Raw genomic sequence first — 9,224 nt, 5'->3', positions numbered from 1 at the left:
GGACAATGCCCGGCGTGGCGCCTCATACGCCTCGGCATCTGCCGGGGTTACAATCAGGTCCTTGAGTTCGCGGGGCCGGACGAGCTGAGTGTACCAGGCATTGGTCCACACCCCGCTGAGCTCGTCGGCGGCGGTCGCGGGGCACGCCAAAGCCAGCCCCGCCAGAATCCCAAGTGCTCGCTTCATGCTTCCTCTCGCGCCCCGGGTAACATCGCCGCGCGCCGTAGGAAAGGTGACCGGTCTGAATTGCCGGTAGTCAGCGAACGACCGCTCAGGGTCGGACCACGACTTTAGCAGCAGGCCGAAAACCAGACCCTGAACGCCAGGACCGACAGCGGACCTCCCGAACTTCACCCAGGGGTGGGTGGGAATTACGGTGCAGTTGGAGTTACGGTGGCTAGTTCTTCAGTCGCTCGGCGCGGAACACGGGATCCGCTGCCTGCAAGATCTTGAGCCGTAGCTGGTGATTGTAGGTCGGGCGCCTCGCGAGAAAATCCCGAATGTCCGCCGCCACCCGGGGGCTGCTGTGGTTGGACAGGTTGCCGGCAGCCCATCCCTCCGGGAAGAAAATGTCTCCGGTCGCCTGGATCTCTTCAAGCATGTCGAGGCTGGGCCTCACGAACCGTTGAGAATGCGCCGTGCGCAGGGGGTGATGCAGGTACGAAAGCGCCGTCAGCACCCAGCTCTCGCTGGCGCGGTTGGCTTCCTCGGCCAGGGCCGCGAAGAACCTTTCCCGCACCGCTGGATCGGCCGAAAGCGAAGGCAGGAGATACGTCAGTCGGCGCCGGTCATCAGGATTGGAAAGGCGCTCCATCTGCGCCTTGAGCACGGCTTCGGCGCCGCCCGGGCGCTTGATCGCGAGTGCGGCGGCAATATCGGTCTTCTCCCGTTCCGAGAGGCTGATCCCGGGGAATTCGAGCTTGTCCGCCCATATCGCCTCGATCCGATCGAGCATGGCCGGCGACAGCGACACGTCCCGTAGCGTGGAGAGGTAGAGCTTGCGTGTGCTCGCAGGGCGCGTCACGTCGTTCAGGCGGGTCCAGAGCACGTCCTCAAGGGGCTTTACGTCGGTGGATCGTTCGCCCTCGGGCAGATACTTCCAGAAAGTCGTGCTGGCCTGCCGGAGCATCGTGCCAAGCAGCAGTTCGTTATCCTCGCTGGCCAGCCTTTCGACCAGGAAGCTGAAATGGCGCCGTGGGGGAACCTTCCGGTCGCCTTCCAGCATCTGTTCGTAGAGATTGACGAGCTGCGCGCCCTTTTGCAGGTGTGTCAGTCCTTCCCATCGCGCAGCGATCAGTGGCGGATCGACCGGGAATAGCCCGTATCCCCTGCCATCCGAATTGAACAACAGCCTGTTCGCGCCCATGGCGACCGGCTGACCTTCGAACTCGATCTCGCGGGCTTGCGTACCCAGCACATTGAACCGCTGGGCCCAGATGCGCCCCCGGTTTTCCGGGTCGCGCTGCTCGAGCCTGTTGTCCCGGGTCAGAACGAAGTCGGGGCGGCCGGCGGTGCTTACCCAGACCTCGCTCCATCTGGCGAGGTCCGCCGGCGTGCGCTTGTCGAGGATCGCGACCAGTTCGGGCCAGGTCGCATTGCCATTCGCGAAGGTCGCAAGATACTCGCGCATGCCGGCGCGAAAGCCCTCTTCGCCGACGATCATTTCAAGCTGCTGCATCATGATCGGGGCCTTGTTGTAAATGATGCCGCCGTAGAGCGTGCCGGCCTCGTTGAGATTGCCCAGGTTCTGGCGGATCGGGTTTGCGCCCGCCGTGCGATCGACGGCGTAGGCGGCCGGGAAGCTCCTCAGGAGGAAGTTCAAGTCGTGGTCGATCCCGGGAAAGCCGGGATTGACCATCTTGGCGGCCATGAAGTTTGCGAACACCTCCTTGGTCCACACGTCGTCGAACCATTTCATGGTCACGAGATCGCCAAACCACATGTGTGCGGTCTCGTGTGCGATCAGATTCGCGCGGGCGAGTTGCTGGGGTTCGGAAGGATCCTTGTCGAGAAACAGGTCCTCCGCATCGTACTGGATCGCGCCGACATGCTCCATGCCGCCATACTGGAACGCGGGAATCGCCACGAAGTCGAACTTCTGGAACGGGTACGGGATCCCTGAATACGCCGCCATCCATTCGAGCGCCGCGGCGTGTTGCTCGAAGATCGTGTCGAGACTGCGCGCGATCTTCTCAGGGTCGGTTTCCCGGTGCAGCAAGCGCATTGGCCGACCCCGCACCGTCCGCTCCACGACCTCAAACCTGCCCGCCACGAAACTGAACAGGTAGGACGGGATGAGGTCGCTGGTGGCGAACCGCAGGGTGGTTCGCCCGCTCGCTGTCTCGCTCGATTTCAGCCTGGCATTGGCCAGCGCCTGCCAGGTCGCCGGGATATCGAGCGTCAGATCGTAGCGCGCCTTCAGGTCCGGCTGGTCGAACACCGGAAACGCGGTGCGCGCCCGATCCGGCACGAACAGTGTGTACAGATAGTCGGGATTGCGATTGAGCGACGAATCCCCGGCGACGAACTCGATCTCGACGACATTCTCGCCCTCGCGAAGCAGGGCGGCAGGCAAGACCAGATGCTCGGCGCGATGATCGGGCTGCGCCCTGGTCCCGTTCACGGTTACGGCCTGAATTTTCTCCGCGCGCTCACGAAAGTCGAGCTGCAGGTCGCTTTTCGCCGATGTAAGCGCGAACCGCACGGTCTCGCGCGCCGTGATGTTTTCGTCCTTGTTAGCCGGGATGACGAAGGTCAACGTGTACCGAATGTCTGAAAGCCGGGCCTTCCGTTCCATGGCGAGTTCCAGCGAAACGCCGGGCGTCACCGGCACAGCTGTCACGGGCGTCGCCGCAAGGCATGCCAGCGCGGCCAGAAGGAACGCTATTCTCATTTGCACGCTTTCCTGATCCGCGGCCTAGATGTGCGCTCTCAACAGGTTCTCCATCGCCACCATCGCGGGCTTCCTGGGGCTTAGCGTCTGGCTGATTGCGACCGGCCTGATGCTGGTCCGCCGTCGGGGGCAGGCCACAGCCTGAGCCTACGCCTCGCCGACGGTCTCGAACATGCAGGCGGCGATGGCTTCCTGGGGGGTCTTGGCGCCGCGCAGGAGGAATTCGAAGGCCGGGAAGAAGCGGTCGGCGGCTTCTACGGCCACGTCGATCATGGCGGCGGCCTGGGCCAGGCTGGGCTGTTCGTTGGTCATCAGCGCCATGCCGTTGCGGAAGATGATCTCGCCGTCTTCCCAGAGCTCGAAGTGGCCGAGCCAGACGCGCGGGTTGATGGTGGCGATCAGCTCCTGGGCGGTCGAGCGCTGGGTGACGGGCACCGACAGATCCATCGACAGGCACAGTTGCAGGGTATCGCCCTCGGGTCGCCAGGCGAACCAGAGCTCATAGTCTTTCCAGTCACCGGCCAGGGTGAAGGCGAGATCACCGTCGTCGGTGCGGTCGAAGGGCAGGTTCTCGGCCGTCAGGACGTGTTCGACCACATCCAGCGGGTCGTTCGTCAGAATGACGCTCTCATCAATCTGGGAGGTGTCCATCACGACGCCTTTCGCAACGGACGGGGCGCGGATCGCCGCTCCCGAATCGCCCGCTGGATTGACCCTAAACCGTTTCCGGGGCGGGGTGTCAGCGGGTTCTTGTGAGAGGCGAGCAGCGTTCGCGTAGCGTGCAGTGTGCTCACGCGGCCTTGCCGCCTTTTTTGGGCTTTGCGGCGGCTTTCAGGGCCTCGACCTCGACGCGCAGGGCTGCGAGCTCGGCCTTCAGGGCGTCGTGGTCCTCGCGCCGGACGAGGTCCATCTCGGCGACCAGCCGGTCGGTTTGACTGCGGAAGGCGGCCTTGGCCTCCTCGCTGGCGGCCTGGGCCATGCCCATGGCGGCCGTCGTCAGTTTGGAGATCTCGTCGAGGATAGGATTTTGGGTCTGCATGTCATCAATCCGGAGCCTTGGGGCCCTTCCGAACCTCTATATGGCCTCTCGGGGGATGAAAGCGAAGACCTTCTCGGATACATCGTGTTTCGAACGCTGGAGTCCGCCCGAACGTGCCCTTCCCTGAAATCGAGCCCATCGTCCATATCGGGTCATTCCCGCTGCAACTCGGGCCGCTGGCGATCCGCTGGTATTCCCTGGCCTATATCGCCGGCATCCTGATTGGCTGGCGCTATGCGTCTAGCCTTTTGCGCAACGCCAGCCTTTGGACGCGCCGGCCCGCGCCCTTCACCCCGGCGCAGATGGACGACCTGATCCTGTGGGTCACCATCGGCATTATCGCCGGCGGCCGGCTGGGCCATGTGATCTTCTACACGCCGACCATGATCTGGCTGGACCCCATCGGGATCTTCAAGACCTGGGAAGGCGGGATGAGCTTCCACGGCGGGGTGATCGGCGTGTCCATCGCCATGATCCTCTTCGCCATGCGCAACAAGCTGGACCTGCTGCGGATCGCCGACGTGATCGTGGCGGCCTATCCGATCGGTCATTTCCTGGGGCGGTGCGCCAATTTCATCAACGCCGAACTCTGGGGGCGGCCCACTGACCTGCCCTGGGGCGTGGTGTTCTGCAACAAGGTGGTGGAGCGCACCTATGGCAGCTGTCCCGCCGGTCTGGTCCCGCGCCACCCGAGCCAGCTCTACGAGGCCTTTTTCGAGGGACTGGTGCTGTTCCTGATCCTGATGTGGGCGACCCATGTGGCCAAGCTGGGCAACCGGCGCGGCGTGATCGCGGGCCTGTTCCTGGTGTTCTACAGCGACTTCCGCATCGCCATCGAGACCGTCCGCCAACCGGATGCGGGGCTGGAGAGCCTGCCCCTGGGCCTGACCATGGGGATGTACCTGTCGATCCCGATGGTGGTGGGCGGGCTCTATCTGATCTGGCGCGGGATGCGCGAGCCGCTGCCGCCGCTGCTGCCTGCGACGGCAAAGGCGTGACGCTGCGGCCATGAGCCTGCGTGAGCGGCTGGCCGCCCAGATCTCCCAGACCGGGCCGCTGACCATGGCCCAGTACATGACCGCCTGCCTTCACGACCCCGAGTTCGGCTACTACGCCACCCGCCCGGCGCTGGGCGCCGACGGGGACTTCATCACCGCGCCCCTGATCAGCCAGATGTTCGGCGAGCTGATCGGCGTCTGGGCGATCTCGGCCTGGCAGGCGATGGGCGCGCCCCCGCGCTTCGTTCTGGCCGAGATGGGCCCGGGCGACGGGACGCTGATGAGCGACGTGCTCAAGGCCGGCCGGCTGGTCCCGGCGTTTCTGACGGCGGCGCAGGTGTGGCTGGTGGAGACCTCCGCGCCGCTGGCCGCACGGCAGCGCGAACGGCTGGGCGCGGAACCCCGATGGACGTCTTCACTGGACGGGGTTCCTGGCGGGCTGCCGATGCTGCTGATCGCCAACGAACTGCTGGACTGCCTGCCTGCGCGCCAGTTCGTGCGCAGCGTGACCGGCTGGGCCGAACAGGTGGTGGGCCTGAACGCGGCGGGGGAGTTGCAGCGGGGTCTCGTGCCCGCCGCGATCGCCTTGCCGGATGCGCGCGACGGGTCGGTGCTGGAGCGCTCCGGGCCGCAGGAGGCGCTGGCTGCGGCGCTGGCCGAGCGGCTGGTGCGCGATGGCGGGGCGGCGCTGCTGATCGACTATGGTCGCGCGACGCCGGGTTACGGCGACACCCTGCAGGCATTGCGCCGCCATATGAAGGTCGATGCCCTGTCCTGCCCCGGCGAGGCCGACCTGACGGTGCATGCGGATTTTCCGGCCGTGATGGCGTCAGCGGAGGCGGCGGGGGCACGCACGGCCATTCTGACTCAGGCCGCCTTCCTGGCCCGTCTGGGTATCGGCGAGCGGGCCGAGGCGCTGATGAGCTCACGTCCAGACAAGTCCGGCGCCATCGGCCGCCAGCTGAACCGGCTGGTGGGCGCCGACCAGATGGGTGATCTGTTCAAGGCCTGCTGCCTGTCCTCGCCCGGATGGATTCCACCTGCGTTTGAGGAGGCCTGAGCCATGACTGACCTGCCTGTGCTGACGTCGCGGCTGCTGGACGTCGCCGGGGTGAGACATGCCTTCTTCACGCGACAGGGCGGGGTCTCGACAGGGATCTATGAGGGGCTGAACGTGGGCGAGGGTTCCCGCGACGCGCCCGAGGCGGTGACCGAGAACCGACGCCGCGCCGCCGCGCACCTTGGCGGAGACCTGGTGACGGCGTTTCAGGTCCATTCGGCCCGCGCGGTCGTGGCCGAGGGGCCCTGGCCGGGCGCGACACCCGAGGCCGACGCCGTGGTCAGCGCCACTCCCGGGGTGATCTGCGGGGCGCTGGCCGCCGACTGTGCGCCGATCCTGATGATCGATCCCCGGGCGCGGGTGGTGGCCGCCGCCCACGCCGGCTGGCAGGGCGCGCTCACCGGCGTGGCGGAAGCTGCGATTGTACAGATGGAGACGCTGGGCGCGCGGCGGGATCGGATCGTGGCTGCCGTGGGGCCGTGTATCGGCGCCATGTCCTATGAAGTGGGGCTGGAGTATCGGCAGCGGTTCGTCGAGGTCGATGCGGCCTATGGGGCGTTTTTTTCGGCGGGCGCCGCCGCGGACAAGCGCCAGTTCGATCTTCCCGCCTTCGTGCTGTCGCGGCTTGAGGCGGCGGGTGTCGGGGCCTGCGAGGCGCTGGGGCGGGACACCTGCGCCGAACCCGACCTGTTCTTCTCCAACCGCCGGGCGTTCAAAATGGGAGAGCCGGACTACGGGCGATTGTTGTCCGGGATCGTGCTGATCTGACCCTCGGCTATGGACTCAGGCCAACCCCCTGATACAAGCGCGCGCATCGCTGCACCGAGTCTTGGGGGGGGTCCGATGAAGCTGCTGGCCGGCAACTCGAATCGTACGCTGGCCCAGGCCGTCGCGTCGCACCTCGACCTCCCGCTGACCCGCGCGCAGGTAAAGCGGTTCGCCGACAACGAGATCTTCGTCACGATCGACGAGAATGTCCGCGGCGAAGACGTCTTCGTGATCCAGTCGACCAGCTATCCCGCCAACGACAATCTGATGGAGCTGCTGATCTGCATCGATGCGCTGAAGCGCGCCTCGGCCCGGCGGATCACGGCGGTGATGCCCTATTTCGGCTATGCCCGGCAGGATCGGAAGACCGGCGGCCGCACGCCGATCTCGGCCAAGCTGGTGGCGAATCTGATTACCCGCTCCGGTGCCGACCGCGTCCTGACCATGGATCTGCACTCCGGCCAGATTCAGGGCTTCTTCGATATCCCCACAGACAACCTGCTGTCCGCGCCGCTGCTGGCCGCCGACATCAGGGAAAACCACGCCAAGACCTCGGAACTGATGATCGTGTCGCCGGACGTGGGCGGCGTGGTGCGAGCGCTGGCCGTGGCCACGCGGCTGAACGCCGAGCTTTCCATTGTCGACAAGCGTCGCTCGGCGCCGGGCAAGAGCGAGGTGGCCAACATCATCGGTGACGTTTCCGGGCGGCGCTGCATCCTGTTTGACGACATGATCGACGGCGGCGGTACGCTGACGAATGCCGCCCAGGCCCTCATCGACAATGGCGCGCTGGAGGTGTCGGCCTATGTCACCCACGGCGTGCTGTCCGGCGCGGCGGTGGAGCGGGTGAACAGCTCGATCCTGAAAGAGCTGGTGATGACCGACAGCATCTCGCCGCCGGATCGGGCCACCGAGGGCGGCAAGATCCGCTATGTCAGCTGCGACCGGCTGATCGGCGAGGCGATTCGCCGTATCGCCAACGAAGAGAGCGTCTCGAAGCTTTTTGATTGATCCATTGCTAGGGCGACGCTTGCCCAAATCGCGGGGACGCGGCTAAGGCTGGCGTGCTCGGGGGCGCGCGCCAGTTTTGACCACTCGCAAGAGGGGAAGCCGTTCGATGCCGACCAGACCCTTCATTCGCCGCAGCGTTCCCGCCCTGCTGCTGGCAGTCCTGATGGCGAGTTGCGCAGCGCCGCCGAAGGCGCCGCCGCCTCCCCCGCCGCCGCCGCAGGTCCCCACCGTCAGCCTGTCTCCGCAGGTCGTGCAGGCCGCCAGCGCCTATCGCTATTACATGACCCGTAGCGCATCGATCACGCCAGATTTCGCCGACGGTGACGGCATCGCCCGCGCTGTCCAGATGGGCGCCGCCTATGAGCCGACGCAGATGGTGCGCGGCGCCATCGCCTATGCCGCCGTCGTGGCGCTGCAGGACAAGGCCTTTGTGGATAACGTGCGGGTCTATGCCCGCGACCCCGCCCAGCGCCGCGAAGTGATCAACGAACTCCTTAAGAACCCGGCCTATGTGGCGGGGATGCCCGATGCACCCAGCGCGGCGGGCCTGGTGATCGCCAATCTGGGCAGCGATTCCCAGCGGCTCTACGAGACGGGCAAGGCTGTGAAGCAGTCGGCCTACGACATCCAGAAACAGCCCTGGTCAAAGGCGGATATCAGCGGGCGCGAGGCGCGGCTGGCGGCGGCAAAGTCCGTGTCGGTCACCGCCATGGCGGGCGACTTGGCCGAAACCGCCCGTTTGCAGCAGAATTCCATGGCCCTGCCTGACGCGTCGGTGTCGGCTCCCCCGGCCAGCCCGCCCTATACCCCCACCGTCACGCGCGGCCTGGCGATTGCGGCTCTGGCGGTTCTTGGCGAGGCGCGCGACAGCGACATGGCCACCATCAACGGGCTGATGAGCGAACCCAACATCGGCGGCTGCATGGGCTCGGCCAAGCTCAACCTCTATCAATGCCTGGCGGTGGCGCGGCCGCACTATGAGGATGCGTTCTGTCTGGGCCAGCACGCCCTGATGGACACCGGGCGCTGCATGATCCGCGCGAGCGGCCTGACCGAGCCCTACGAGGCCCGTTTCGTTCCCGACGCCAGCTCCATAAACAAGGGCATGGGCAAGAAGCCGCCGGTCCGGAAAAGACCGGCGCGCAAAGCCACCTGAGAAGAGCGCGTCGGCGCCGTTGCGTCCGGCGGGTCAATTGTGTATCTACGCCCACCTTTCGACCCAACCGGGTTCCAGATTTCCGTCGCCGCGCGCGAGACGCGCGGCGGATTTGTTTTGAGGCATGGCCATGGCCGACATCATTCTGAACGTTGAAGTGCGTGATCGTACCGGCACCGGCGGCGCACGTGACACCCGCCGCGCGGGCAAGGTCCCCGGCGTTCTTTACGGCGGCGCCAAGGATCCCGTGGCCATCGCGGTGAAGTCCAACGAGTTCCGCAAGGCGCTCTACACCGGGA

General features: G+C 66.0%; 9 protein-coding genes and 1 pseudogene. 6 read left to right on the top strand and 4 right to left on the bottom strand.

Annotated features, from left to right (window positions below):
- The 4 genes from ACIQ42_RS11475 to ACIQ42_RS11460 all read right to left on the bottom strand — a co-directional run.
- Window positions 1-186, bottom strand: a 186-nt coding sequence (locus tag ACIQ42_RS11475) for a hypothetical protein (RefSeq protein WP_397422318.1), incomplete at its 3' end; no start/stop codon positions are given.
- 211 nt (window positions 187-397) lie between these two features.
- Window positions 398-2,893 carry a M1 family metallopeptidase gene (locus tag ACIQ42_RS11470; protein ID WP_397422317.1) on the bottom strand — a complete coding sequence of 832 codons (2,496 nt, stop codon included), beginning with the start codon at window positions 2,891-2,893 and terminating at the stop codon, window positions 398-400.
- A gap of 147 nt (window positions 2,894-3,040) precedes the next feature.
- Window positions 3,041-3,544, bottom strand: coding sequence for a YbjN domain-containing protein (locus ACIQ42_RS11465; RefSeq protein ID WP_397422316.1), 504 nt, complete (start codon window positions 3,542-3,544; stop codon window positions 3,041-3,043).
- A gap of 139 nt (window positions 3,545-3,683) precedes the next feature.
- Window positions 3,684-3,932, bottom strand: coding sequence for an accessory factor UbiK family protein (locus ACIQ42_RS11460; RefSeq protein WP_397401745.1), 249 nt, complete (start codon window positions 3,930-3,932; stop codon window positions 3,684-3,686).
- A 113-nt stretch (window positions 3,933-4,045) separates the two neighbouring features.
- Here ACIQ42_RS11460 and lgt point away from each other — a divergent pair, with 113 nt between their 5' ends.
- The 6 genes and pseudogenes from lgt to ACIQ42_RS11430 form a co-directional block, all read left to right on the top strand.
- A complete protein-coding gene (gene lgt / locus ACIQ42_RS11455; RefSeq protein WP_397422315.1) occupies window positions 4,046-4,930 on the top strand; it encodes a prolipoprotein diacylglyceryl transferase in 885 nt (294 codons plus the stop codon).
- Between the two features lie 10 nt (window positions 4,931-4,940).
- On the top strand, window positions 4,941-5,990 hold the full coding sequence (locus ACIQ42_RS11450) for a class I SAM-dependent methyltransferase (RefSeq protein ID WP_397422314.1): 1,050 nt from the start codon (window positions 4,941-4,943) through the stop codon (window positions 5,988-5,990).
- Window positions 5,991-5,993: 3 nt separating this feature from the next.
- The gene (gene pgeF, locus ACIQ42_RS11445; protein ID WP_397422313.1) at window positions 5,994-6,758 is read left to right on the top strand and encodes a peptidoglycan editing factor PgeF; all 765 of its coding nucleotides are present in this window, start codon (window positions 5,994-5,996) and stop codon (window positions 6,756-6,758) included.
- A gap of 75 nt (window positions 6,759-6,833) precedes the next feature.
- Window positions 6,834-7,769 carry a ribose-phosphate pyrophosphokinase gene (locus tag ACIQ42_RS11440; protein ID WP_397422312.1) on the top strand — a complete coding sequence of 312 codons (936 nt, stop codon included), beginning with the start codon at window positions 6,834-6,836 and terminating at the stop codon, window positions 7,767-7,769.
- A gap of 106 nt (window positions 7,770-7,875) precedes the next feature.
- On the top strand, window positions 7,876-8,925 hold the full coding sequence (locus ACIQ42_RS11435; RefSeq protein ID WP_397422311.1) for a hypothetical protein: 1,050 nt from the start codon (window positions 7,876-7,878) through the stop codon (window positions 8,923-8,925).
- 130 nt (window positions 8,926-9,055) lie between these two features.
- A pseudogene (locus ACIQ42_RS11430) lies at window positions 9,056-9,224 on the top strand (50S ribosomal protein L25); the annotation flags it as partial.

This window comes from Phenylobacterium sp. (assembly GCF_044372605.1).
Classification (GTDB): Bacteria; Pseudomonadota; Alphaproteobacteria; order Caulobacterales; family Caulobacteraceae; genus Phenylobacterium.
Note: the sequence above shows the minus strand (reverse complement) of the source record. Positions and strands in the feature narration are given on the sequence as shown.

Bases quoted from the DNA above. Each gene is read 5' to 3' on its own strand.
- ACIQ42_RS11435 (WP_397422311.1), top strand. From the start codon at position 7,876: ATGCCGACCAGACCCTTCATTCGCCGCAGCGTTCCCGCCCTGCTGCTG.
- ACIQ42_RS11460 (WP_397401745.1), bottom strand. From the start codon at position 3,932: ATGCAGACCCAAAATCCTATCCTCGACGAGATCTCCAAACTGACGACG.
- ACIQ42_RS11470 (WP_397422317.1), bottom strand. From the start codon at position 2,893: ATGAGAATAGCGTTCCTTCTGGCCGCGCTGGCATGCCTTGCGGCGACG.
- pgeF (WP_397422313.1), top strand. From the start codon at position 5,994: ATGACTGACCTGCCTGTGCTGACGTCGCGGCTGCTGGACGTCGCCGGG.
- ACIQ42_RS11440 (WP_397422312.1), top strand. From the start codon at position 6,834: ATGAAGCTGCTGGCCGGCAACTCGAATCGTACGCTGGCCCAGGCCGTC.
- ACIQ42_RS11465 (WP_397422316.1), bottom strand. From the start codon at position 3,544: ATGGACACCTCCCAGATTGATGAGAGCGTCATTCTGACGAACGACCCG.
- ACIQ42_RS11450 (WP_397422314.1), top strand. From the start codon at position 4,941: ATGAGCCTGCGTGAGCGGCTGGCCGCCCAGATCTCCCAGACCGGGCCG.